This window comes from Micromonospora sp. 4G55 (assembly GCF_016803375.1).
Window position 1 is genome coordinate 1 of the sequence record NZ_JAEVHN010000011.1, and the last position, 23,769, is coordinate 23,769.

Consider the following 23,769-nt stretch of genomic DNA (forward strand, 5'->3'; position numbering starts at 1 on the left):
GCCGCCGAAGGCCACCACCCCGGCGCCGCGGGTCCCCGCCGGCACCGCGCCGGCGCAGACCTTCGCCGTCGGCGTACGCCAGGTGAAGCTGAACCGGGACGGTGACCGCCCGCTGCCGGTGACCCTCTGGTACCCGGCCCGGGGCGCAACCGGTGGCGCGCCGGAGCGGGGAGCGGACGTGGCGGACGGGCGGTTCCCGGTGGTGATGTTCAGCCACGGCCTGAACGGCCGGCCGGACGACTACGCGGACCTGCTCACCCGCTGGGCGGCGGCCGGGTTCGTGGTGGCCGCGCCGACCTTTCCGCACACCAGCCGGGGTGCCGACGGCAACGTGCTCGACGTGCTCAACCAGCCCGCCGACGTCTCGTACGCGCTGGACAAGGTCCTCGCGCTGGACGCGAAGGCCGGCGACCCGCTGCGCGGCCGGCTGGCCACCGACCGGGTGGCCGCGGCCGGGCACTCGGCCGGCGGGGTGACCACCATCGGCCTCTTCACCGCCGGCCGGGACGAGCGCCTCGACGCCGGGGTGGTCTTCGCCGGGACCGCGCTCGGGGTCGGCACCGCCTTCGCCGGGGCCGCCGCGCCGCAGCTCTTCGTGCACGGCGAGGCGGACGAGGTGGTCGACTACGCCGCCGGCAAGGCGGTGTACGACGCGGTCCCCTGGCCGAAGGCGATGCTGAGCCTGCCGAAGGGCGACCACGGCCGGGCCCTGCTCAGCGACGGCGCGGCGCTGCGGGTGGTCTCCGACACCACGCTGGAGTTCCTCCGCTGGACCCTCTACGGCGACGCGGCAGCCCGGGACCGCCTCCCCGCCGACGCCGCCCGCGGCAACCTGGCCACCCTCGACGACCACCTCTGACCCCCGCCGCCGGCCGACGCACTTGCAGAGCAGGAGTGGCCATCCGACGCGGAATGGCCACTCCTGCTCGGAAACTGCCGGGATCTTGCGGGGTCAGGCGGTGTGGTCGACGACGACCTTGCCGAAGACGTCGCCCGAGTGCAGGCGGGCGAAGGCGTCCTCGACCTTGCTGAACGGCACCACGCTGTCCACCACCGGGCGCACCTCGTGCTCGGCGCAGAAGGCCAGCAGGTCGGTCAGCTCGTCCGGGGTACCCATGGAGGTGCCGAGGATCTCCAGCTGCATGGCGAAGACGCGGCGCAGGTTGATCTTCGGCTCGTGCCCGGCGGTCGCCCCGGAGACCACGATCCGGGCCAGCGGGGCGGCGGACTTCAGCGAGTGGTCGAAGGTGGCCGCGCCGACCGTCTCGATCACCACGTCGACCCGCTCGGGCAGGCGCGCGCCGGGTTCCAGCGCGGTCGCCCCGAGGGCGGCAATCCGCTCCCGCTTACCGGCGTCCCGGCTGGTCGCGTACACCCGCTTGCCGTGCCCCAAGGCGAGCGCGACGGCCGCGGTGGCCACGCCGCCGCCCGCGCCCTGGACCAGCACCGACTCGGCGTCATCGATCCGGCCCTTGGTGGTCAGCATCCGCCACGCGGTCAGCCAGGCCGTCGGCAGACAGGCCGCGTCGGTCGCCGACAGGCCCGTCGGCAGCGGAATCAGGTTCATCCGGGGTACGGCCACCCGCTCGGCGAGGGTGCCGGCGAAGTGCTCGGAGAGGATGGAGACGCCACGCGGGTCGCCGGGGGTGGGCACCACCGGGTAGATGACCACCTGGTTGCCGTCCGGGTCGGTGCCGACCGCGTCGCAGCCCAGGATCATCGGCAGCTGGTCGGGGGTCAGCCCCACCCCGCGCAGGGACCACAGGTCGTGGTGGTTGAGCGAGCTGGCCCGCACCTGCACGGTCACCCAGTCTTCCTCCGGGTGGGTCGGCTCGGGACGCTCGCCGACGGTCAACGCGGCGAGCGGATTGTCGGTGTCGAAGCTCGAGGCATAGGCGGCACGCATGGTCGGCACCGTAACAAGGAGAACCACCGCCGACACAGGACCTGCCCCACAACCGCCCCTCCCCCGGCGCACATACAGAGAAAGAGTGGCCTCCCGGCGTCGGGAGGCCACTCTTTCTCGGAAACTGCGTGGGCGGCGCGCGGTCAGGCGCGGGTGACGCCGTCGCGGCGGGCCGCCTCGGCGACCGCCGCCGCCACCGCGGGAGCCACCCGGGGGTCGAGCGGGGAGGGCACGATCGCGTCGGCGGTGAGCGACTCGGCCACCACCCCGGCGATCGCGTCCGCCGCGGCCACCTTCATCCCGTCGGTGATCCGGGTGGCCCGGGCGTCCAGCGCACCCCGGAACACGCCCGGGAACGCCAGCACGTTGTTGATCTGGTTGGGGTAGTCGCTGCGGCCGGTCGCCACCACCGCGACGTGCCGGGCGGCCACCTCGGGGTGCACCTCGGGGGTGGGGTTGGCCAGCGCGAAGACGATGCCGCCGGGCGCCATGCCGGCGATCGCCGCCTCGGGGATCTGCCCGCCGGAGACGCCGACCAGCACGTCCGCGCCGCGCAGCGCCTCGGTGATGTCACCCTGGCGGCCCTCGGCGTTGGTGGACTCCGCCAGCTCGGCCTTGGTGCCGGTCAGCCCGTCGCGGTGCCGGCCGATGATGCCCTTGGAGTCGCAGACCACCACCTGGTCGGGGTTCACGCCGCCGGCGATGAGCATCTTCGTCACCGCCACCCCGGCCGCGCCGGCGCCGCTGACCGCCACCCGCAGGTCGCCGAGCTTGCGGTTGAGCAGCGCCGCCGCGTTGCGCAGCGCGGCCAGCACGACGATCGCGGTGCCGTGCTGGTCGTCGTGGAAGACCGGGATGGCCAGCGCCTCGTCCAGCCGGCGCTCCACCTCGAAGCAGCGGGGGGCGCTGATGTCCTCCAGGTTGATCCCGCCGAAGGAGGGGGCGAGCGCCGTCACCGTCGCCACGATCTCGTCCACGTCCTGGGTGTCCAGACAGATCGGTACCGCGTCCACGCCGGCGAACTGCTTGAACAGCACCGCCTTGCCCTCCATCACCGGCAGCGCGGCGCGCGGGCCGATGTTGCCGAGGCCGAGTACGGCCGAGCCGTCGGTGACGACCGCGACGGTGTGCGACACCCACGTGTAGTCGTCGGCCAGGGCCGGGTCGGCGGCGATCGCCTCGCAGACCCGGGCGACGCCCGGGGTGTAGGCGAGGGAGAGGTCCTCCCGGCTGGTCAGCGGGACCGTCGAGGTGACGGCCATCTTGCCGCCGAGGTGCAACCGGAAGACGGGATCAGCGGGATCCACGGTAGACGCAGACATGGTGACTCCAGGATCTGTCGAGCAGACGGAGCGGCCGGCGCGGGCGCGAGGTGAGGCGCCCTGGCGGCGGCACGCGGTGCGGGGGGTCACCCGGGCACTTTCCGAGCATAGTCACGCCAGGGGTGCGCCGATGTGAGCAGGGTCATAACGGGTCGCGTGGCAGCCGGCCGGGGCGGGGCCAGTAGCGGCACACCACCCGCCCGAGCACGTCGGCCACCCCGTACGCCCGGGAGTCGTCGGTGACGAGTTCGTTGTCGCCGCGTACCCACCAGCCGCCGTCCTGCCGACGGACCGCGCGCTTGACCACCAGCAGCTCCGGGCGGGTCCGGAAGACCGCGACCACGACGTCGCCGGGCCGGACCGGCCGGCCGCCCCGACGGACCAGTAGGGCGTCCCCGTGCCGCAGCGTGGGCGCCATGGACGGGCCGGTCACGCCGACGGCCGTGAGCCACCGGCGCAGCCGCGCGGGCGGGTCCACCCCCTCGACTGTCACCAGGTTTCCCCTCCACCCATGCCGGGGACGCCCCCAGGAGTAATGTCGGCTTGGATCATCGCAAACATCCCGTGGAGGACCCAGATGCGACTTCCCCGCATCCTTACGCCCCGTCTGACCGCCAGCGCCCACTGCGACCTGCCGTGCGGCGTCTACGACCCGGCACAGGCCCGGATCGAGGCCGAGTCGGTCAAAATGATCTGCGAGAAGTACCAGGCGAACACGGACCCGGAGTTCCGCACCCGGGCCATCATCATCAAGGAGCAGCGCGCCGAGCTGGTCAAGCACCACCTGTGGGTGCTGTGGACCGACTACTTCAAGCCGGCCCACTTCGAGAAGTACCCGCACCTGCACCAGCTCTTCAACGAGGCCACCAAGATGGCCGGTGCGGCCGGCGCCAAGGGCGCGACCGACCCGAGCAAGGCCGACGAGCTGCTGCAGAAGATCGACGAGATCTCGAAGATCTTCTGGGAGACCAAGAAGGCGTGACAGCCGCTTCCCCGGCACCGACGATCCGGCCGGCGCGTCCTGAGGACGTGCCGGCCGTCGTCGCGATGGTGCACGAACTCGCCGACTACGAGCGCGCCGCCGACCAGTGTCGGTTGACCGAGGAACAGCTCACCGCCGCCCTGTTCGCGACTGCTCCAGGTCGCGGCGCGGCGTCAGACGCGCCGAGCTGGAGTAGTCGTAGCCCCGCGCCGGCGTTGTTCGGGCACGTCGCGGTGGACGACCGGGACGAGCCGGTCGGGTTCGCGCTCTGGTTCCTCAACTTCTCCACCTGGGCCGGCGTGCACGGCGTCTACCTGGAGGACCTGTACGTCCGCCCCGAGCACCGGGGCACCGGCGCCGGCCGGCTGCTGCTCGCCGCGCTCGCCGAAATCTGCGTGGAGCGGGGCTACGAGCGGCTGGAGTGGTGGATGATCAACTGGAATCCGGCGGCCCGCTTCTACGCCTCCATCGGCGCGGTGCAGCTCGACGAGTGGGTGCCGTACCGGCTCAGCGGGCCGGCGCTGCACGGCCTCGCCGCCCAGTCGACCTCGGCCCCCGCCCGGCCGGACGCCTGAGGGGGTAGAGTCCCCGACCGGGGGGATGAGGCGTGACTCAACTGACCGGCCAGCCGACGACCGATGACGACGTCGTGCACCTCACGGTGCCCGCCGACGGCGGCTACCTCGGCGTGCTGCGCACCGCCACGGCGGGGCTCGCGGCCCGCCTCCAGTTCGCCCTCGACGAGATCGAGGATCTGCGCATCGCGGTCGACGAGGCCTGCGCCATGCTGCTCGCCATCGCCACCCGCGACGCCGAGCTGGAGTGCCGCTTCTCGGTCACCGAGGACGCGCTCACCGTCGAGGTGACCGTGCCGACCGTCCGGGGCGCCACGCTGCCGTCGGAGTCCTCGTTCGCCTGGAAGGTGCTCACCGCGCTGACCACCGCCGCCTTCGCGGACGCGGCCGACGGCCGGGCCACCATTTCGCTGCTGACCCGCCGCTCCTCCGGCTACTGAACCGCCGGGCGGCGTCGGCTACTTGGCCGCGGGGGCGCCCGCAGCGGTCACTGGAAGCCCAGGGCGCGCGTCGTGGGCGGGCTCACCAGCAGCGCGCAGACCCCGACCCCGAGGACCATCAGCGGTACGCCGAGCCACCCCAGGCCGCCGGAGATCATGAACCAGCCGACCGGCAGCAGCATCAGCTGAAGCACCATGCGCGCCGGCACCGGCCCGGCGACGGGCCAGCGCCGCGCCGAGAGCCCAGAGGGCGGCGGCGCCGGCGAACGCGAACCCGGTCACGAAGAGTGCCGACACCAGATCGGTCTTGGCGGCGGTCAGGTCGGCCCAGATCAGCCAGGCGGCCAGCAGCGCCAGCGCGACCGCCTCGCCGCGCAGCAGCCGTACCGCCCAGCGCAGCGTGTCGGGCACCGGGCCGGAGTCGATGGTCACGCGCGCCACGATACCCGTGACGGATCGGGGTACAGTGCCGCCCATGCGGGCCGTCCTGGTGGTCAATCCGAAGGCCACCACCACCAGCGAGCGCAGCCGGGATGTCCTGGTCCGGGCCCTGCGCAGCGAAGTAGACCTGTCGGTGCGGTATACCCGGCGACGGGGACACGCCATGGACATCGCCCGGGAGGCGGTCGCCGAAGGGGTCGACGTCGTCGTCACGCTGGGTGGCGACGGGACGGTCAACGAGGTGGTGAACGGCCTGATGACGGCCGCGCCGCCGACCACCCGTCCCGGCGGTACGCCCGCCGAGCGACTGCCCGCGCTGGCCACCGTGCCGGGCGGTTCGACCAACGTCTTCGCCCGCGCCCTGGGGCTGCCCCGGGAGTGGCCGGAGGGCACCAGCATGATCCTCGAGGGGCTGCGGCTGGGCCGCTCCCGCACGATCGGGCTGGGCCGGGCCGACGACCGCTACTTCACCTTCTGCGCCGGCTTCGGGGTGGACGCGGCGGTGATCCACCGGGTGGAACAGGCCCGCAAGCGCGGTCGCGTCTCCACCCCGGCGCTCTACTTCCGCTCCACGCTCAGCCAGTACTTCCTCGACTCCGACCGGCGACACCCGGCGATCACCCTGGAGCGCCCCGGTGAGACGGCCGAGGCCGAGCTGGCAACGGTGATAATCCAGAACTGCGCCCCGTGGACGTACCTGGGCGATCGGGAAATCAACCCGAATCCGGAGGCCTCGTTCGACCTGGGGCTCGACGTGATGGCGCTGCGTCAGCTCCGGGTGGCCAGCTCGACACGCACCGTGACGCAGTTCCTGTCCCGGCACCCCGATCCGCGCGGCAAGCAGGTGCTCCGGCTGCACGACGTGCCCGAGTTCACGCTGATCAGCGCTCGTCCGCAGGCGTTCCAGCTCGACGGCGACTACCTTGGCGAACGAGAGAAAGTCAAATTCACATCCGTTCCCGACGCACTGAGAGTAATCTGCTAGGTCTCGGGTAACGCCCTAGGTCGACGGTCGTTACACCGCACGACGCGGTGGCCGCCACAACGAGGGGTGGTGCCGGAAATGTCAGCAATGTCACGCGCACTGTACTATATTGATCCTCGACTGTGGTACGCCGGGTAACCAGGGACGCCTGAAATCCGGACAAAAGGGTCGTGAGCTTGCTCACCGTGCGGAGTTTTTCCTCGCGGCACCCTTGACATCGACACCGTTCGTGAAAGTATTCACAAGCGAACTTGAGTTACCGGGACATTGCCTGGATATGCTCGGCAGGTTGAGCTGTTCCAGCAGGTCCAGGGACTGCACAAGCCTGCTCACGCAATGCCGAATAGTCGGACGCGAACCGTCACGACCGGCACTGCGGACGCATATAGAAAAAGCACCAGCGTTATCTGCCACCCATCCAGAATGAGGAGTGTTGCCGCCATGGACTGGCGCCACGATGCCGTCTGCCGCGACGAGGACCCGGAGCTGTTCTTCCCGATCGGGACGTCCGGTCCGGCCCTCCTGCAGGTGGAGCAGGCCAAGGCCGTCTGCCGGCGCTGCCCGGTGACCGACCACTGCCTGCAGTGGGCGCTGGAGTCCGGTCAGGACGCCGGCGTCTGGGGCGGGATGAGTGAAGAGGAGCGCCGCGCGGTGAAGCGCCGCGGCGGCATCCGGGTGCTGCGCGCTCACTCCGCCTGACCGATCACACAGCCGTACGCCCGGCCGGGTTCCACCGGCCGGGGCGTTCTGCTGTCCGGACGTCGCACGGCTGCCCCGGTACCCGGACGGCGCCCGGTCCGATCATCGACGACCGGTGAACCCGGTCGCTCTTGACCTGCCGCACGATGGGGGTGTAGCCGACGGTAGTGATCTGCTGCACGACGGTGAGGTAGCCGGCGTCGAGGTCGACGTCGTGGTCGCGCAATCCGCACGCCTCACCGCGGCGCAGGCCGCGGTGCAGGATGAGCAGATACATGGCGTAGAGGGCGATGTCGTGGCGTTCGGCGTGGTCGAGGAACCGTCCGGCCTGCTCGGGCATCCACACCATGACCGGGCTGGGCCGTTTCCCGGTGGCCTGCCAGTGCTCGACCGTCTTGGCGGTCCATACCCGCGCCTTGGGCCGTTTGCCGGAGGGCAGTTCGATGCCGAGGGCGGGGTTGGTGGGGATCAGCTTCGCCTTGACGACGGCGTCGTTGAGGGCCTTGCGCAGAGTGGCGTAGAGCCGCTGGGTGCTGGATGCCCCCATCGGCCGGATGCCCTTGACCGTGGCCCGCACGGCGGGGTCGGTGCTGGCGCGGGCGGCGCGGATCTCGTCCTGCTGGCGGGCGATGGCGGTGAACATGGCCTCGATGTGGCCGGTGCGCAGGCTCTGGATCGGGATCTCCCCGAGGTGCGGGATGAGGTATTGGCGGATGTGGTCGGAGTAGCCGCGCAGGGTTTTCTCCGCCAGCCCTCGCCGTCCGGCCAGCCACGCGGTGAGGTACTCGCCGGTGGTGGTGGGGACGGAGGCGGGCACGCCGGCGCGGATGCGGGCGGCGACCGCGTCGCGGTCGGGTAGGGGGGTGCCGGGCCGGCAGGCGTGCAGCAGGTCGCCGATCTGCGCGGCGAGGTGGTGGTCGCCGTCGGCGAGGTCGAGTAGAGCACGGGCCTGACGCAACTCGGCCGTGGCGGTGTCGCGGCTGTCGAAGCCGGAGCGGCGCAGCTGCCGGCGGGTCTGGCCGGGCCGGATGGGCAGTTCGAGTTGGTAGCCCCAGACGCCGTGGGTGGGGTGCCAGCCGCCGCCGGGGCGACGCAGCTTCGGGCAGCGGCTGCCCCACCTCTTGCCGGTGTCGGGGTCGGTGCAGGTACAGCGTTTGGTGATGGCCCCTTCGGGGTTGCGCGTGCGGGTCACGGTTCCTTCTTTCCAGCCCCGCCGGTGTGCGGCGGGTCGGCGCTGCTGATTTCGTCGTGGTGATCGACGCTTCGCTTCGCCGCGGTGGTCAAGTCAGAGGATGCCGGGTTCAGGCCGAGGGCGGTGAGGATGCCGGCGACGGGCACCTTGTATCGGGAGCCGACCCGGATGATCGGCACCGGGAAGTCGCCGGTGCGGGCGAGGTCGTAGGACATGGCGCGGCCGATGCCGAAGATGCGGCCGCGGTGGGCAGGTCGGTGATCGCGCCGAGCGCGCGGATGCGCTCCTCGGTCCACACCTCGCCCTCGCGGGAGTGGGTGTCGGTGGGATTGGTCGGGTTGGTGATCACGGCTGGGTACTCCGATCGCAAGTAGGGATCACGGTCGCGGTGGAATCGCTCGCCAGCAGGGCGATGGCAGCCGATGCGACCAGTGCTGATTCGTGGACGGGCCGGGAGCGAAGGTCTCCGGTCACGACGGCACCCGCCAGCGGTAGGGGCATAGCAGCAGCCGCAGCGCGGCGGCGGCCTGCTGGGGGACGACGCCGTTGCCGAGGACCCGCAGCGCGAGAGTGCGCGGCAGCCCCAGAGCGGGGTCGGTGACTTGGCCGGCGTCGAGTCCCATCAGCCATTCCACGAACGGCGGGGCGAGGACGGGTTTGCCGTGCCGGCCAGTCTGCGTCGGTGCCGGTGCGGGCCGGCCGAGCAGCAGCTCCCACCGGGCCACCGCCGCGGCGTAGCCACCCCACCGGTCCTCGTCGGGCTGCCCGAGCCCGGCGATGGTGGTGCGCAGGTCGGCGCCGCCGTCACCGTGCCGTCCAGGACCGCGCCCGTCGGACGCGCGAGGTGTGGGCAGGGTGCGGGCGGGAACCCGTACCGCCGCCGACGGGAGGGTGAGGTCCCCATGTGAGCCGCGCTGTCCCGGGCAGCCTTTCGCCCCGTCGGTGGCGCGTGGCGTGGGCAGCAGCACCTGCGACAGCGGCGGCCGGAACCCGGCCCCAGCGCGGCGCCCCGGCGTGCCGGTGTCACTGGCCCTCGGGGTGGGCAGTAGGCCGTGGGTGGTGCCGCCGGGTTCGATGAGGTCGGGCAGCCCGTGTGGGTGGCCGGGGCCTTTGCCGTCACGGGCGCACGGTGTCGGCAACGTCCGCACCCACTGGCTCGGCGGGTGCGGCCAGGAGGAACAGGCGGTCGCGGCGGTGGGCGGCGCCGATGTCGGATGCGCGTAGGCATGTCCAGCTCGTGTCGTACCCGAGCGCGGCCAGGTCGCTTCGACGACGTCGAAGCCCCGTCGGAGGAGGGCGGCGACGTTCTCCACGAACACGAGTGGTGGTCGTAGGTGGCGAACGGCGTCGGCGACGGCGCTCCACAGGCTGGAGTGCTTGCCGCCGATGCCGGCGCGTTTGCCGGCGTTGGAAATATCTTGGCAGGGGAACCCGGCGGTGAGGATGCCGACCGGTGCGACGGTGCTCCAGTCGACGGTGCGGATGTCGCCGAGGTTGGGCACGTCGGGCCAGTGGTGGGCCAGGACGGTGCGGGCGTGTCGGTCGGTCTCGGCGTACCAGGTGAGCTGGCCGCCGAGCACCATCTCGACGGCCATGTCGAGCCCGCCGTAGCCGGTACACAGCGATCCGACGCGCGGTGCGGGTCGGTGGTCAATCACGCACCTCCCGTGCCGTTCGGCGGAAGATCAGCACGTCCTCGTGCGTGATCAGGTGCAAGGGGGTGCCGGCGGTGCGGGCCTTGCGCACGGCCTGGAGTTGGAAGAACGACGGCCGGGCGACGAGGTGCCCGTCGCGGACCGCCGCGAGGAGGGCGACGCACCTTTCGGTGGGGACGAGGCCGGCGCGGACGCCGGCGGCGATGACCGCCGATGGCAGGTCGACCAGCTGCCCGTTCTTGCGCCACGGCCGCGCGGTGACCACCACTGTGCCGCCGGGGCGCAGCAGGGTCGCGCAGCCGCGCAGGATCTGCGTGAACCCGTCGGCGAGGCCGGTGAGATCGCGGTAGGCGAGGTTCCCCTTGTCGGTGCCGTCGTTGTAGGTGTTGTCGAACTTCGCCACGCCGTCGGCGCCCGGACGGACCAAGCCGTGCACCGTCGGCCCGTAGGGAGGAGAGGTGACCACCAGGGCGACCTGCCCGGCCAGTGCTGCGGGCAGCAGGGCGGCCAGGCGGGTGGCGTCGCCGCGGACCACCGACGCCCGCCCGGTGGCGCCCTGCTGGTGGGCGTGGCTGATGTTGGCATCCGCGATGTTCGACCAACGCGGCTCGTACTCCACGCCGATGGCGTCGCGGCCAGCGCGGATGGCCTCGACGAGGCTCGTGCCGATCCCGCACATCGGGTCCAGCACCAGGTCCCCGGGCTGGGTGTAGGCGGCGACGGCGTGCGCGGCGATCGCCGGAAGCATCCGCGCGGGGTGCTTGACCGACTCGGGCACGTATCGGCCGCGGCGCTGCACCGGCCCCGTCTGCTGGGCGGTCGCCCACACCGACAGGCCCTGCGGCCCGTCCGGTGCCCGGTGGCGTCCGCCGCGGTGGCGGCCCTCGTAGTCGCGGTGCCGGCCGCGGTAGGTGTCCTCGGCCGGGCTGGCCGGCTGGTTCAGGTCGGCGGGGAAGGAAGTGTGGTCAGCCACGGCGGTCACCCCCGTCGCGGCGCCCCTGTCGCGGCGCGGCGGTCGCTGCGGCGGCGGGGCTGAACACGAAAAGGTCCGCGTGCACCTTCAGGTGCGCCACCGCCCACTGCTGCTGGTCGCTCTGCTGGGTGAGGGTGAGCAGTTCCTCGTCGGTGACGTGGTAGACGAACGCGTCGCCCTCGGCGTCGGCGGCGACGGCGACGATGTGCTGCAGGTAACCCAGGCCCACGGACGCGGCGGCGGTGGCCACCGGCGTGAAGTCCTGCGGCCGGCCCGCCGTGGCGGCGGGGACGGTGACGACGAGGACGAGGACGCCGCCGGGGCGCAGCAGCCGCGCGCACGCGGTCAGCAGCCACGCCAGCCGGACCCGATTGGTCGCGTCGGCGGGGTCGAGGGGCCAGCAGGCCACGACCAGGCTGGTCGCCTCCTGCAGTGACGTGCCGTGGCGTGCCGGGGGTCGCCGGGGGGCAGGTCGGGGGTCGGTGAGGTCGTCGCCGAACCAGTCGCCCATGTCCGGCAGCTCGCCGTCGTCGTCGGGCAGGGCGGCCGGGTCGGGGCGGGTCGGCGGGGTGGCCGGTCCGATGATCAGGCTGGACGCGTCGGTGAACCAGCCCGGGTGGTGCCGGCGACCGCCCGCCGCGCAGACCGCGGCCAGGGCGTGGTCGCCGGTGAGGTCCACGACGGCGCCGCCGGGGCGGCTGTAGGCGGCGACGAGCCGGTAGGCCAGTCGGGTGCCGACGCTGCGGCCGGTGTCGGCGGCGGTACGGGCGGTGCGCCACACGGTGACCGGCACCGGCGGGTCGCCGGCGACCATGTCGATCAGGGTCGGGTCGACACCGTGCGGGTCGACCGGGTGGACAGGGTCGTGGTGGTGCTGCGGCGTGTGCTCGCTCATCTGGATGTCGGCTCCGCGCCGCGCCTGCAGTGCGCTGACACCCTCAAACCGGTGTTTGTGTGCTCTGGCGAACGCCTGCCGTTCTCACAGCCACTCACAGCCACTCACAGGGCTGCCGTGGGCGGCGGCTGCGCAGCGTCACCGGCACCCGTCCGCCCGGACAGTGATGTCCGCCGATGACATGGCGGTGCTGTGCCCGGGCGGTGAGGCCTCGCCCGGGCGGTGTCATCCCCGCTCGTGTCACCGCGCCGATGACATGACATCCCGCTCGTAGACCGCGAACGCGGGTGTCTGACACCCGCGTTCGCGACGGTGTCATGACAGTGGCCGTCGGCGCTGGCCGCGGCGCCGGTGACACTGCGGCGCGCGCCGGCGTCACCGCTGCCGCCGCCGCTGTGAGCCGCCGTGAGTCGTTGCGAGCGGCTGTGAGTGTCACGTCGACCGGTGTCACCGTCGGTGCGGACGCTTGCCGGCAGGGTCGCCAGACGCTGTCTGCCAGTCATGACATGCCCCCGCCGGCGTGTCACAGCCCTGCTCAACGGCCCTGCGGGCCACTCATGTCAACGGCAGTGATCGATGTCAGAGATCAATTGTCAGAGGCGTGCCACGGCGGGCGGGTGGCTGTCATAGCCGCCCAGGCCTGCGCCGTGAGGCCGTGTGTGCCGGTCGTGGCGTAATCGGCACTCCCGGCGCCGCCGTGACACCACGGCGTTGTCAATCGACGATCTTCTCTGACATTGGAGTGGTGACATGAGCGTGTCCGACACGGACTGGCCCGCCTCGCCCCTGGACGCCGCCGACGTCGCGTTCGCGGCCCTGACCAGTGACCCGGCGCCCCTGTCGATCGATCTTGACATGTTCTGTCCGGACGACGGCCTGCCGACGGGTGTCATGGCGCTGCCGGCGGTGCGGGACTGGCTGCTGACGCATCCGCGCGCCTACACGGCGCGTGACGTGGTGTGGCGGGAGCTGATCCGCCGCGCCCGGCTGTGCGGGCCGCAGTGGGTCATCGCCGCGGTCGGGATGGCGATGCCGGCGCTGCGCCGCTACGCAAGGCAGCTATCCGACGGCTACCGCGGCGACCCCGACGACATCGGCGCGGAGATCCTGACGGGCTTCCTCGCGGCGCTGCGCGACCACGTGGACGTGGCCCGGCCGGCGCCGTACGCGGCGTTGTGCCGGGCCGGATGGCGGGCGGGTCACGCCCTGCGCCTGCAGGCCGGGGAGTTCACACCGGTAGAGGACGTCGAGCATGTCACCGGGCCGCGCACCCCGAGGGTGCCCTACGGGCACCCGGACGTCCTGGTGCGCCGCGCGGTGGGCCTGGGAATCCTCGACGTCTGCGATGAGCAGCCCTACATCGACGTGCGGCTGGGCCGGCGGGCGGTCGAGCCGATCGCCGCCGGGCTGGGCATCACCGTCGACGCCCTGCGCATGCGGCTGGGCCGCATCGACACCCGCATCGCCGAAGCCCTCGCCACGGGCCTGCTGACCGGAGTCGCGTCCCCGCAGGCCGCCGACGCCTTGGCCGCGCAAGCCGAACGCCGGACCGCCCTGCGCGCCGCCAGCCGGCGCCGCACCCTCACGGCAACGACGCAGGCGGCAGCCGCGTGAGTTCCACGAGTCCGCCGGGCCTGGCCCCGATGGTCAGCGGCGACAGCTGCCCCCGACCGTGCTGCGGCGCCCCCATCGTGTTCCCTGGTGGGGGCGCCGCGGCGCGCCCGGACACCACCAAGGCACCGGGGCGCTGAGCGGACTCGCAGGGCGACCCGACCGAAGAACGGCTACGCCACCGGGCTTGCGCACCCGCGGCCTCACACACAAAGACTCACAGGCGCTCACCACACGCTCACAGCGGTCGGGGAGTGCCCGTCCCCGCTGCCCGGCCTGGGTGCGTGACGGCCGGCCGGGCGCCGCCGCGCGCGAGGCGACGGCCGCCAGCACCTTCTCCCGCGAAACCAGCGCTGAGCTGCGCGGTGAGCGTCGCAGCCGGTGCTGTGAGCGGCTGTGAGGTGGCCAGGCGTTCGCCAGAGCACACAAACGGCGGTTTGAGGGTGCGGAACCACCCCGCCTACCGCGGGCGATCGGGTTCCGCCCGCCGCCGGGGGCCGGGCCACATCGGGCCGCCCACGTGCCGGACGCCTCGGGTGCCGCGCAGTTTGGTGCGCTGACACCTCATCGAACACACCCGCTACCCGACAAGGGAGGACGCGCTCCTCCCGGGGACGGTCTCAGTTCGTGGCGCTGTCCGTGCCCGCCCGCCCGGCGGCGGTCCCTTTCTGACCGCCCGCTAGCGCCCCGCCGCGCCGTTGCACGGCGGGGCCGGAGGTGAAACCCGCCCATGTCCCGCATCCCGGCACGTCTGCGTGCCCTCACCCACTCCCGTACCGCCCGCCGGGCCGGCCGCATCGCCGCCGTCACCGGCGCCTTTTCGCTGGTGCTGTCCGTGCCCGCTGCCGGCCACGCCGACCCCGGCGGGCCGGTGGTCCTGGCGGCGAACTCCCTGCCGGTCGTCATCAACAACCTGCAGACCTGGCTGATCGGCATCCTCGCCGCCGTCGCGACCCTGTTCCTCGTCCTCGCGGGCGTGTACTGGGCTACTGCCGGGGGTGACCCGGCGCAGGTGGACAGGGCCAAGAGTGCGCTGAAGAACGCCCTGGTCGGCTACGGCCTGGCGGTCCTCGCGCCGGTCCTGCTGCAGGTCGTCCGGGGAATCGTCGGAGGCTGATGCCGTTATGGGTTGGCTGCTCGACCAGATCCTGGACTGGCTGGCCGCGGCGATCCTGGCGACCCTGGACGCGCTGATCGGGGTGATCAGCAGCGCGCTGCTGATCACCCCGAACGTCACCAGCCTGCCGCAGGTGCAGGCCCTGACCGGCCGTTCGGTGCTCGTCGTCGACACCGTCTTCGTCCTGGCCTTCCTGGCTGCCGGCGTGCTCACCATGACCGCCGGCGGCAGCGAAGGCTCCCGCTACACGATCAAGGACCTCCTCCCCCGGCTGATCGTCGGGTTCGTAGCCGCCCACTTCTCGCAGCTGTGGTGCGGCATGCTCATCGACCTCGCCAACTCCCTCACCGCCGCGCTCACCACCCCGACCGGCGACAGCGACGGAGCCCTGAGGGCGATCAGAACGCACATCACGGCCGGGCAGGACAAGACGGCTGCGCTGCTGTTCGTCGTCTGCGTCGCGATCATCGCGGTGCTGCTCGCTGGCACGGCGTTCAGCGTGATCGTCAGATTCGCCGTCGTGCTCGTCCTGACCGCCGCCGCGCCGCTCGCTCTGGCCTGTCACGCGCTGCCGCAGACCGATCCGGTGGCCCGCCTGTGGTGGAAGTCCTACACGGGCGTCCTCGCAGTGCCGGTGATGCAGGGCTTCACCCTGTACGCCGGGCAGTGGATGCTCACCGACCCTGACCACCTGCTGCCTGTCCTCGGGCTACCGGTGGATCCGGGCGGGCTGATCAACCTGTTCGTCGTCATGGTCATGCTGTGGACGACGCTGCGGGTGCCCACCCTGATGCGCCGCTACGTCTCCGCCGGCAACAGCGGGCGCGGGGTGAACATGCTCGGCGCGGCCGTGCGGGTGATCGTGGTGCAGCAGGTCACCCGGTCGGTTCCCGGTCTCGGTAAGGCGCTGCGGGCGGTGGGCCGATGAGCCGCCACGATGACCGCAGCGAGGCGGGGCGGGCGCGGATGCCCGCCGACGTCGACGCCCCCGACAAGGTCCTCTACGGGTTGACGTTGCGGCAGTCGGCGATCCTGGCCGTTGCCGCTTGCGCGTTCTACGGCGTCTGGCGGGCACTGCACCAGGTGGTGCCCGCACCGGTGCTCGTCGGCGCCGCCGTCGTGGCCGGCGGCCTCGTGTTCGGCGTCGCGGTCGGCCGCCGTGACGGCCTACCGCTGGACGTGTGGCTGCTGGCGCCCTCGGGCATTCGCGGGCGCCTCGTGCTCTGTCGACCACTGACACGACGTCGACGACCCCGGACTGGGTGCAGGCGCCGAAGACCAAGGTGATGCTGCCGGCGCCGTTGAAGCTGCCTGCCGACGCGATCGACGACGGCGGGGAGATCCGCCTCGGCGCAGCGCGGGCGGCGATGGTGGCCGCCACCAACGTCAACCTCGCCCTGCGCACCCCAGATGAGCAGGCCGCCCTGGTCGACACGTTCGGCCGCTGGCTCAACAGCCTGTCCACGCCGACGCAGATCGTCGTGTCCGCGCAACCGGTCGACCTGCACTCCGCCGCCCACACCCTCGCGCAGACAGCGCAGGAGCTGCCGCACCCGGCCCTGGCGGACGCGGCGGCCGACCACGGCCGGTTCCTCGACGACCTCGCGGCGCGGCGGGACCCGCTGCGCCGGCAGGTCCTCATCGTCACCCGCACCAGCGCCGGGGAGCGGGGCGAGCACGCCGCGCGGCGCCGCGCCGACGACACCGTCCGGGCCCTGTCCGGCCTCGGCGTCACCACCCGTGCGTTGGACGGCGCGGCCGTCACCGCCGCTATCGCCGCAGCCGCCGACCCGTACCGGCCACCCCGGCCCGGCGGCCTCGCCGCCCCCGACACCGTCATCACCTCACCCTCGCCACACCAGCGTGGTCTACCGGCAAGGAGCCGAGAGATATGAAGCTGCGCAACCGGTCCCAGCCTGCCGACCGCGACCGCCAGCCGCACCAGCTGGCGGCCACCGTCGCTCCCGCCTCTGTCGAGGTGACCCCGCGGATGCTGCGCGTCGGCGACGGCTACGCCGCCACCCTCGTGGTCACCGGCTACCCGGCCGAGGTCGGCCCTACCTGGCTCGAACCACTGCTGTCCTGGCCCGGCCGCCTCGACCTCGCCCTGCACATCGAGCCGCTGCCCGCGCCGGTCGCCGCATCGCGGCTGCGCACCCAGCAGGCCCGCTTCGAGTCCTCGCGGCGGGCCGACGCCGAACGCGGCAAGCTGCCCGACCCCTCCCTCGAAGCAGCAGCCGACGACGCCGCCGACCTCGCGCAGCGTCTCGCCCGCAGCGCGGCGAAGCTGTTCCGCGTCGGGCTTTACCTGACCGTGCATGCCCGCAGCGAGGAGGAGCTGCTCGAGGCCTGCGCGCAGGTCAAGGCCGCCGCCGCGTCGACGTTGATCGAGGTGCAGCCAGCCACGTGGCGGCACCTCGCCGGGTGGACCACCACCCTGCCCCTGGCCACCGATTCGCTGCAGATGCGCCGCACCATGGACACACAGGCCCTCGCCGCAGCGTTCCCCCTGGCCAGCGCGGACCTGCCCGCGCCGCTGCCCGGCGACCCACCCGCCGAAGGCGGCGTCCTCTACGGGGTGAACCCGGACTCCGGGGGGATCGTGTGGTGGGACCGGTGGGCCCAGGAGAACCACAACTCGATCGTGCTGGCCCGCTCCGGCGCCGGCAAGAGCTACTTCGTGAAGCTGGAGATCCTGCGCAACCTCTACCAGCAGGTGCAGGTCGCCGTCATCGACCCCGAAGACGAATACCTCCGCCTCGCCGACGCGGTCGGCGGGGCCGTGGTCCGCCTCGGCGTCGCCGGGGTGAAAGTCAACCCCCTCGACCTGCCGACCGGAGACACCCGCCCCGACGTCCTCACCCGCCGCGGGCTGTTCCTGCACACCCTCATCGCGGTGCTGCTGGGCGAACAGCCGCCACCGGCGGAGCGTGCCGCCCTGGACCGGGCGATCCTGGCCGTCTACCGGCAGGCGGGCATCACCGCCGACCCGGCCACCCACCACCGACCCGCCCCACTCCTGCGAGATCTGTCCGCCACACTGCACGTCGACGACGACCCGGCCGCCGCGCAGTTGGCCGCCCGGCTCGCACCCTGGGTGCACGGGTCGTTCTCGCACCTGTTCGACGGACCCACCACCACCCGCCCCGACGGGCACCTCGTCGTGTGGTCGCTGCGGCACCTGCCCGACGAGCTGCGCACCGTCGGCACCCTCCTCGCCCTCGACGCGATCTGGCGGGCCGTCGACACCCCCGGCCGGCTGGCCACCCGCCGGCTCGTCGTGGTCGACGAGGCGTGGCTGCTCATGCGCGACGGCGAAGGCGCCCGGTTCCTGTTCCGCATGTCCAAGGCCGCCCGCAAACGCCACGCCGGCCTGACCGTCATCACCCAGGACGTCGCCGACGTCCTCGGCACCGACCTCGGCCAAGCCGTCGTCGCCAACGCCGCCACCCAGATCCTGCTCAAACAGGCCCCACAGGCTATCGACGCCATCGGCGACGCGTTCGGCCTCACCGCCGGCGAACGGCGGCTGCTCCTGTCCGCCCGCGTCGGCACCGGCCTGCTGATCTCCGGCACCAACCGGAGCAGCTTCGAGGCCATCGCCTCCGACGCCGAGCACCTGCTCTGCACCACCCGGCCCGGCGAGCTGGCCGACCTCGATGACGAAGGAGACGACCTGTGAACCCGCCCCTCATCAGCCACCTGACCCTACTTCCGCCGATGCCCAGCCCGTCCGGGCCGGGCGCCGGCGTGCTCCCGCCTTCTACCGGCCCCACCCGGTGGGTGCTCGACGCCGCCGGCTGGGCGACCCAGCGGCCCTGGCTGCTGCTCGCCGTCGCTGCTGCCGTACTCGTCGCCTACGTCGCAAGCCGCAACCTCCTGCAGCTGTGGCGACACCGCCGCCACGCCGACGGCGCCCGCCTGGTCACGATCGCCCCGCCACCGGAGGTGACCCGCACAGCGCGTCCGCGCTGTGGGCCAACCTCGCCGGCACCCTCACCCCCTCCCGCCGGCGGCGGCTGCTCTACGGCAGCCCCCACGTTGCCTGGCAGTACACCTGGACCGGGCGGCGGCTGCTCATCTCCGTCTGGGTGCCCGGCACCGTCCCACCCGGCGCGGTGCAGGCCGCCGTGCGCGCCGCGTGGCCCGGCGCCACCTGCACCACCGACGACACGCCGCCACCGCCGATACCGGTGAACGTGCCGTCGGCGGTGGGCGGGCACCTGCTGCCCACCAACGCCGAATGGCTGCCCTTCGGCATCGACCACGACAACGACCCGCTGCGCGCGCTGATGTCCGCCGGCTCGCAACTGAGGGCCGACGAGCACGCCTGCGTGCAGATCCTCGCCCGCCCCGCCACACCCCGCCGGGCCCTGCGCGCCCGCCGTGCCGCCGTGCGACTGCGCGACGGCAAGACCGCCATCCCCACCATCAACCCGGCCGCGCCGCTGCTGTGGCTCATCGAGGTCTTCCAGACGGGATCCTCCGCACGGTCTCGCTTGACATCGACTGCTACCGGTTCGCGGCGCGATCCGGGAATGGAACGCGACGTGCGGGCCATCCTCGACAAAACCTCCCACCCGCTGTGGGAGACCGCCGTGCGCTACGGCGTCGGCAAGGACAACCGGCGCGCCAGCACCGACCAGTACCCCCGGCTGCGGGGCATCGCCGACACCATCGCCTCCTCCTTCGCCGTGTACTCCGGCCGCAACCGCCTCACCCACCGGGCCAGCATGCCGGCCCCCGCCGCCGTACTGGCGCAGCGGCGACTCGGCCGCGGGTTCCTCACCTGCACTCCCGAGCTGGCCGCGCTCGCCGCCCTGCCCCGGGACCTGGCCGTGCCAGGCCTGGACCGAGCCCGGGCGAAGTCCATGCCCACCCCCGTCGCCGTGCCCACCGGCGGGCGCGGCACGAAGGTCCTCGGCGACGCGCAGGTCGGCGGGCACGGCGTCGCCCTGTCCGTCCCCGACGCCCGCTACCACCTGCACGTGGTCGGCTCCACCGGCAGCGGGAAGACGACGCTGCTGGTCAACATGGCCGTCGATGACATCACCGCCGGCCGCGGCACCGTGGTCATCGACCCGCACGGCGACATGGTCCTGGACATCCTCGACCGGCTCCCCGCCTCCGTCGCCGACCGGGTGGTGCTGTTCGACCCCGACCAGCCCAACCCGCCCACGATCAACCCTCTCGCCGGTGACGACCCCGACTTGGTCGTGGACAACCTGGTGTCGATCTTCGGGAACATCTTCGCCAAGGCATGGGGGCCCCGGATGGACGACGTGATGCGGGTGGCCTGCCTGACCCTGCTGCGCCACGCCAACGTCACCCTGCAGCACATCCCGCCGCTGCTGAACTCAGCGCAGTTCCGTTCGGAAATGACCGTCGACCTCGACGATCCGGCCGGGCTGTCCGGGTTCTGGCAGTGGTACGACGAACTCAACCCCGCCCTACGCTCCCAGGTCATCGGCCCCGTCCTCGCCCGCCTGCGCGCCTTTCTCCTGCGTGACTTCGTCAAGCGCACCATGCGCTACCCGAAGTCGAGTTTCGACATGGGCAAGGTCCTCGACGGCGGCGCGCTGCTCGTGCGCATTCCGAAAGGGCAGCTCGGGGAAGACACCAGCAAACTCCTCGGTTCGCTGGTGCTGGCGCAGGTGTGGCAGGCCGCGACCGCCCGCGCGAAGACCGCCCCCGACAAGCGCCGCGACGCCACCCTGATCATCGACGAGGCCCAGAACTTCCTCACCCTCGCCAACAGCCTCGACACGATGCTCGCCGAAGCCCGCAAGTACCGGCTGTCCCTGGTCCTGTCGCACCAGGACCTCGCCCAGTTCCCCAAGGACCTGCTCGCCGCGGCGTCGGCGAACGCCCGCAACAAGGTCTACTTCTCGTGCGCGCCCGAGGACGCCCGCGTCCTCGCCCGGCACACCCTGCCCGAGCTCGACGAGCACGACCTGACGCACCTCGACGCCTACACCGCCGCGACGCGTCTGGTCGCCGACGGCCGCCAGACGCCGGCGTTCACGATGCGCACCCGCCCGCCGAAGCCGGTGGTCGGGGAGTCGACCGCGATCCGGCAGGTCGCCGCCGCGGCCATCACGCCGCAGGACACCAGCTCGATCGACGCCCTCGTCGAACGGCTCTCCCGTCCCGACAAGGGCGGCCGCCACACCGACACGGCCAACACCCGCGACGCCAAGCGGAACAGCCGCACGTCTCGCTCCGCCTGACCGTCAACCAACGCGCGGCCGGCGCCGTCGCCGTGTGCTGCGGCGTGGCCGCCTGGGGCGGGGCCTTGGGGGTTTCCGTGACGCCTTCCGCCGCGGCTTCACCGCGCCTTCACCACCTCTCACCACCGTCCGTCCCTCTCCTGCTGGCGATTGCGGCTGTCAGCGCAGCACACCGCCGGTGACCGACCTCGGTCACCGGCGGCGACAGTTCCAGACTCCCTCCCTCCAGGAGGGAGTTTCCTTCCTCTACTCCCTGAGGAGACCCCTCATGTCCAGCGATCCCTCAAACCCTGAGTTCCGTCCGTCCCGTCGTCCCTCCAGCAGGGCCGACCGGCTCGCTTACCTGCGTCGGCTGACTATGCGCGACCGTCAGCTCCTGGCCTGGCTCGCCGAGCACTACGTGCTGTCCACCGCCCAGATCGCCGCCGCGCTGTTCCCGTCACCGCGCTCCGCGCGGCTGCGGCTGGCCGCCCTGCACCGCATCGACGCCGTGCACCGCTTCGTCGACATCACCACCGGCGACGGCCAGCACCTGCACACCCTCGGCCCGCTCGGCATGCTCGTGCACCCCACCACCTACACCGACCCCGAGCGGCCCGACGCCCGCCCACCGCGCAGCAGCATCGAACGCACCGAACGCATCATCGGCAGCCCCCGCCTGCGGCACCTGCTCGGCGCCAACCAACTCTTCATCGACCTGCACGCCCACACCCGCACCAACACCAGCGCCAAGCTGGTGCGCTGGTGGTCCGAGCAGCACACCACCGCCGCCTACACCCTCGCCGGCATCCGCCCCGACGGCCACGGCATCTGGGCCGCCGCCGGGCGCACCGTCGGGTTCTTCCTCGAACACGACAACGGCACCGAACCCCTGCGCAAGGTGCTGCGCAAGCTGCGCGGCTACGAACGCCTCGCCGAGTTCGGCCCCCGCTACCCCGTCCTGCTGCGAGTGCCGAACCACCGCCGCGAAGCGAACCTGCTCGACGCCCTCGCCGGCGTACCGACGGTCATGCCCGTGGCCACCGGCCTGCACGACGAGCACCCCGCCGGCCCCGCCTGGACCCTCGCCGCCGAACCCGGCCCACGCCGGTGGCTGCACGAACTGCCCTCCGACCACGGCCCCCACCACACCGCCACCAACCCACACCGCTACCCGGACCCCGACCCCGACGACGACTTCTGACACCCCGCGCTCCCCGTTCCCAGCCGCTCACAGCGCAGGTCACCACCCCCTGCCGCCTCTCGCCACGGTCCGTGACTGTCAGACCACAAGATCGACTGCGAGTGGGCCAGCCACTCACAGCGCTCAACGCCCCCACCTGCCCGACAGCAGCTGTCGATCTCTCACAGCGCAGGCCAGCCGGCCTGTCCCGCGCTTCTGCGGCCGGAACGCGCTGTGAGTGCCAGCGGCTACCTTTCTCGGCAACACCACACCCCACATATCGCTCCACCCCGGTTCGGTCCCACCTCAGGGATCCCCGCCGCACTTAAGCGGTGCACGACGCCCACCCGCTCCGGCCGGTCGGCACGCGCCCCGCGCGGCGACCCAAGGTCGCACCAACCACCCGCATCACCGCACCACTCTTCCCCTTTCTCTGCCTGACCCGACCCATGCACCCGGTGGGCCGGTCACCCCTGCGCGCCCACGCGCACCCCACGAAGGAGGACCCCGCATGTCCACTGTCAACGGCACACCGCTGACCCGCCACGGCAGCCGCGTGCCCGCCGCCCCGGCACGACCGTCCCCTGCGAAGGCCAGCCCGGCGCCCGCGCCCCGACCGGCCCCCACCCGGGCCACCGCCGCGGCACGGCCGACCGTCACACCGGCCCCGACCATCGCCACGATGATCATCTGCCTCCCCGACGAGCTGCCCGCCGAGGCGCTCACCACCCACCACCTCGACAAGCACTTCGGTGTCACCGGCACCCTCACGCCCCTGTTCTGGGCGGTCCCGCAGCTGCGGCTGTGGCAACGCCACCTCATGATCGGCCTGCGCAAGGGCCGCCCCGCGCCGTGCGCGGGCGGCCCCGTGCGGCTGCTCGACCTGGCCGGCATGCGCCACGCCGCCGCCGTCGGCGCCGGGATCCGCTACCAGATCTGGCAGCAGGTCGTGCACGGCACCCGCCCGGCCAGCCCCTGGCCGGCGTTCGAAACCCGGCACCTCACCGACCCCGACCGCTACCCCTACGACACCGCGATCGCGGACTTCCACGCCCAACCCCGCGTCCACGCCATGCGCCTGCACGCCGCCACCGGCGGCCTCGGACAACCCGGCGTCGGAGAACTGGAGATGTACCAGGCCGGCCCGCTCGCCTACCAGCACTACCGCGCCGCCAGCGCCGTCGCCGGCGACGCGATGCTCACCGCCGACGGCCGCAAGCTCGCCCCGGCCAGCGACGCCCTCGCCCACCGCATCACCTACCTCGAACAAGCCCTGGCCCACCTCGAGACCGTCAGCCCGGACCAGCGGCTGCTCGCCGTCGCTCTCTAGACCCGACCGCTCACCTCCTAGGGACGCGCGCCGACCCCTGCGGGCCCGGCCGCCTGTGCCTCCGCCCCCAAGGGCCCGACGCCCCAGGTACGAACACGGGACGAGCGCCATGTCCCGCTACCTGTACGTCGATGTCAAGGACTTGTCGCGCGGGCGCAGCACGCCGTCCTCGCCGACCAGGACCTGCCAAGCGGCACCCGGTCGGCAGTGACGCGGCCGGCCGAGCCGGCGCCGTCGCCTCGGGCGGCCCCCGA

The 23,769-nt window shown here is 72.7% G+C and carries 20 protein-coding genes and 4 pseudogenes; 14 read left to right on the top strand and 10 right to left on the bottom strand.

Annotated elements, in window-relative coordinates; all coding sequences use genetic code 11:
- Window positions 1–859, top strand: an 859-nt coding sequence (locus JNW89_RS02205) for a dienelactone hydrolase family protein (protein ID WP_238447449.1), incomplete at its 5' end; no start/stop codon positions are given.
- A gap of 93 nt (window positions 860–952) precedes the next feature.
- Here the strand turns inward: JNW89_RS02205 and JNW89_RS02210 are convergent.
- The 3 genes from JNW89_RS02210 to JNW89_RS02220 all read right to left on the bottom strand — a co-directional run bounded on the left by JNW89_RS02210 (window position 953) and on the right by JNW89_RS02220 (window position 3,721).
- Window positions 953–1,915 (bottom strand): zinc-binding dehydrogenase, encoded by a 963-nt coding sequence (locus tag JNW89_RS02210; RefSeq protein ID WP_238447450.1) that lies wholly within the window; start codon window positions 1,913–1,915, stop codon window positions 953–955.
- A 134-nt stretch (window positions 1,916–2,049) separates the two neighbouring features.
- Window positions 2,050–3,228: an NADP-dependent malic enzyme gene (locus JNW89_RS02215; protein WP_238447451.1), complete on the bottom strand. Its 1,179-nt coding sequence runs from the start codon at window positions 3,226–3,228 to the stop codon at window positions 2,050–2,052.
- 142 nt (window positions 3,229–3,370) lie between these two features.
- The gene (locus JNW89_RS02220; protein WP_309139940.1) at window positions 3,371–3,721 is read right to left on the bottom strand and encodes a S26 family signal peptidase; all 351 of its coding nucleotides are present in this window, start codon (window positions 3,719–3,721) and stop codon (window positions 3,371–3,373) included.
- Window positions 3,722–3,805: 84 nt separating this feature from the next.
- Between JNW89_RS02220 and sodN the strand changes: the two genes are divergently transcribed.
- The 3 genes from sodN (at window position 3,806) to JNW89_RS02235 (ending at window position 5,225) form a co-directional block, all read left to right on the top strand.
- Window positions 3,806–4,210, top strand: a complete 405-nt coding sequence (gene sodN, locus JNW89_RS02225) for a superoxide dismutase, Ni (protein ID WP_088960486.1) — start codon at window positions 3,806–3,808, stop codon at window positions 4,208–4,210.
- Window positions 4,211–4,275: 65 nt separating this feature from the next.
- Window positions 4,276–4,785: a GNAT family N-acetyltransferase gene (locus JNW89_RS02230; RefSeq protein WP_238447475.1), complete on the top strand. Its 510-nt coding sequence runs from the start codon at window positions 4,276–4,278 to the stop codon at window positions 4,783–4,785.
- A gap of 32 nt (window positions 4,786–4,817) precedes the next feature.
- Window positions 4,818–5,225 carry an ATP-binding protein gene (locus JNW89_RS02235; protein WP_154942188.1) on the top strand — a complete coding sequence of 136 codons (408 nt, stop codon included), beginning with the start codon at window positions 4,818–4,820 and terminating at the stop codon, window positions 5,223–5,225.
- Window positions 5,226–5,272: 47 nt separating this feature from the next.
- On the opposite strand, the pseudogene JNW89_RS02240 reads toward JNW89_RS02235, so the two are convergent.
- Window positions 5,273–5,657 (bottom strand): annotated as a pseudogene (locus tag JNW89_RS02240) (hypothetical protein).
- A gap of 43 nt (window positions 5,658–5,700) precedes the next feature.
- Between JNW89_RS02240 and JNW89_RS02245 the strand changes: the two are divergent.
- Window positions 5,701–6,651, top strand: a complete 951-nt coding sequence (locus JNW89_RS02245; protein ID WP_238447452.1) for a diacylglycerol kinase family protein — start codon at window positions 5,701–5,703, stop codon at window positions 6,649–6,651.
- A 441-nt stretch (window positions 6,652–7,092) separates the two neighbouring features.
- The gene (locus tag JNW89_RS02250) at window positions 7,093–7,350 is read left to right on the top strand and encodes a WhiB family transcriptional regulator (RefSeq protein ID WP_088960482.1); all 258 of its coding nucleotides are present in this window, start codon (window positions 7,093–7,095) and stop codon (window positions 7,348–7,350) included.
- A 4-nt stretch (window positions 7,351–7,354) separates the two neighbouring features.
- Here the strand turns inward: JNW89_RS02250 and xerC are convergent, their stop codons facing one another.
- The 6 genes and pseudogenes from xerC to JNW89_RS02280 all read right to left on the bottom strand — a co-directional run bounded on the left by xerC (window position 7,355) and on the right by JNW89_RS02280 (window position 12,065).
- The gene (gene xerC, locus JNW89_RS02255) at window positions 7,355–8,542 is read right to left on the bottom strand and encodes a tyrosine recombinase XerC (RefSeq protein WP_238447453.1); all 1,188 of its coding nucleotides are present in this window, start codon (window positions 8,540–8,542) and stop codon (window positions 7,355–7,357) included.
- On the bottom strand, window positions 8,539–8,757 hold the full coding sequence (locus JNW89_RS02260) for a hypothetical protein (protein ID WP_238447454.1): 219 nt from the start codon (window positions 8,755–8,757) through the stop codon (window positions 8,539–8,541). The genes xerC and JNW89_RS02260 overlap by 4 nt, the downstream gene beginning before the upstream one ends.
- Window positions 8,758–9,658: 901 nt before the next feature.
- Complete coding sequence (locus JNW89_RS38490) at window positions 9,659–9,907, bottom strand: DNA cytosine methyltransferase (protein ID WP_375155032.1); 249 nt, start codon at window positions 9,905–9,907, stop codon at window positions 9,659–9,661.
- Window positions 9,889–10,137 (bottom strand): annotated as a pseudogene (locus JNW89_RS38495) (DNA cytosine methyltransferase); the annotation flags it as partial. The pseudogene JNW89_RS38495 and the gene JNW89_RS38490, both read right to left, overlap by 19 nt.
- A gap of 55 nt (window positions 10,138–10,192) precedes the next feature.
- Window positions 10,193–11,140 carry a DNA methyltransferase gene (locus JNW89_RS02275; RefSeq protein WP_238447476.1) on the bottom strand — a complete coding sequence of 316 codons (948 nt, stop codon included), beginning with the start codon at window positions 11,138–11,140 and terminating at the stop codon, window positions 10,193–10,195.
- A gap of 22 nt (window positions 11,141–11,162) precedes the next feature.
- Window positions 11,163–12,065 carry a hypothetical protein gene (locus JNW89_RS02280; protein WP_238447456.1) on the bottom strand — a complete coding sequence of 301 codons (903 nt, stop codon included), beginning with the start codon at window positions 12,063–12,065 and terminating at the stop codon, window positions 11,163–11,165.
- Window positions 12,066–12,815: 750 nt separating this feature from the next.
- Here JNW89_RS02280 and JNW89_RS02285 point away from each other — a divergent pair.
- The 8 genes and pseudogenes from JNW89_RS02285 to JNW89_RS02320 all read left to right on the top strand — a co-directional run bounded on the left by JNW89_RS02285 (window position 12,816) and on the right by JNW89_RS02320 (window position 23,515).
- Window positions 12,816–13,679 carry a hypothetical protein gene (locus tag JNW89_RS02285; protein WP_238447457.1) on the top strand — a complete coding sequence of 288 codons (864 nt, stop codon included), beginning with the start codon at window positions 12,816–12,818 and terminating at the stop codon, window positions 13,677–13,679.
- A gap of 727 nt (window positions 13,680–14,406) precedes the next feature.
- Window positions 14,407–14,793 (top strand): pilin, encoded by a 387-nt coding sequence (locus JNW89_RS02290; RefSeq protein WP_238447458.1) that lies wholly within the window; start codon window positions 14,407–14,409, stop codon window positions 14,791–14,793.
- Window positions 14,794–14,800: 7 nt separating this feature from the next.
- On the top strand, window positions 14,801–15,721 hold the full coding sequence (locus tag JNW89_RS02295; RefSeq protein WP_238447459.1) for a hypothetical protein: 921 nt from the start codon (window positions 14,801–14,803) through the stop codon (window positions 15,719–15,721).
- A pseudogene (locus JNW89_RS02300) lies at window positions 15,718–16,688 on the top strand (PrgI family protein). Before JNW89_RS02295 ends, JNW89_RS02300 begins: the two are co-directional and overlap by 4 nt.
- Window positions 16,685–18,475: a VirB4 family type IV secretion system protein gene (locus JNW89_RS02305; RefSeq protein WP_238447460.1), complete on the top strand. Its 1,791-nt coding sequence runs from the start codon at window positions 16,685–16,687 to the stop codon at window positions 18,473–18,475. Before JNW89_RS02300 ends, JNW89_RS02305 begins: the two are co-directional and overlap by 4 nt.
- 38 nt (window positions 18,476–18,513) lie before the next feature.
- A pseudogene (locus JNW89_RS02310) lies at window positions 18,514–21,023 on the top strand (helicase HerA domain-containing protein).
- A 268-nt stretch (window positions 21,024–21,291) separates the two neighbouring features.
- Window positions 21,292–22,206 (top strand): replication-relaxation family protein, encoded by a 915-nt coding sequence (locus JNW89_RS02315; RefSeq protein ID WP_375155031.1) that lies wholly within the window; start codon window positions 21,292–21,294, stop codon window positions 22,204–22,206.
- 490 nt (window positions 22,207–22,696) lie between these two features.
- Window positions 22,697–23,515 (top strand): hypothetical protein, encoded by an 819-nt coding sequence (locus tag JNW89_RS02320; RefSeq protein WP_238447462.1) that lies wholly within the window; start codon window positions 22,697–22,699, stop codon window positions 23,513–23,515.
- Window positions 23,516–23,769 lie beyond the last annotated feature (254 nt).

Coding starts and splice junctions, on each gene's coding strand:
- sodN (WP_088960486.1), top strand. CDS start 3,806: ATGCGACTTCCCCGCATCCTTACGCCCCGTCTGACCGCCAGCGCCCAC.
- JNW89_RS02295 (WP_238447459.1), top strand. CDS start 14,801: ATGGGTTGGCTGCTCGACCAGATCCTGGACTGGCTGGCCGCGGCGATC.
- JNW89_RS02290 (WP_238447458.1), top strand. CDS start 14,407: ATGTCCCGCATCCCGGCACGTCTGCGTGCCCTCACCCACTCCCGTACC.
- JNW89_RS02315 (WP_375155031.1), top strand. CDS start 21,292: ATGTCCAGCGATCCCTCAAACCCTGAGTTCCGTCCGTCCCGTCGTCCC.
- JNW89_RS02280 (WP_238447456.1), bottom strand. CDS start 12,065: ATGAGCGAGCACACGCCGCAGCACCACCACGACCCTGTCCACCCGGTC.
- JNW89_RS02285 (WP_238447457.1), top strand. CDS start 12,816: ATGAGCGTGTCCGACACGGACTGGCCCGCCTCGCCCCTGGACGCCGCC.
- JNW89_RS02260 (WP_238447454.1), bottom strand. CDS start 8,757: ATGTCCTACGACCTCGCCCGCACCGGCGACTTCCCGGTGCCGATCATC.
- JNW89_RS02320 (WP_238447462.1), top strand. CDS start 22,697: ATGTCCACTGTCAACGGCACACCGCTGACCCGCCACGGCAGCCGCGTG.
- JNW89_RS02305 (WP_238447460.1), top strand. CDS start 16,685: ATGAAGCTGCGCAACCGGTCCCAGCCTGCCGACCGCGACCGCCAGCCG.
- JNW89_RS02245 (WP_238447452.1), top strand. CDS start 5,701: ATGCGGGCCGTCCTGGTGGTCAATCCGAAGGCCACCACCACCAGCGAG.
- JNW89_RS02215 (WP_238447451.1), bottom strand. CDS start 3,228: ATGTCTGCGTCTACCGTGGATCCCGCTGATCCCGTCTTCCGGTTGCAC.
- JNW89_RS02250 (WP_088960482.1), top strand. CDS start 7,093: ATGGACTGGCGCCACGATGCCGTCTGCCGCGACGAGGACCCGGAGCTG.
- JNW89_RS02230 (WP_238447475.1), top strand. CDS start 4,276: ATGGTGCACGAACTCGCCGACTACGAGCGCGCCGCCGACCAGTGTCGG.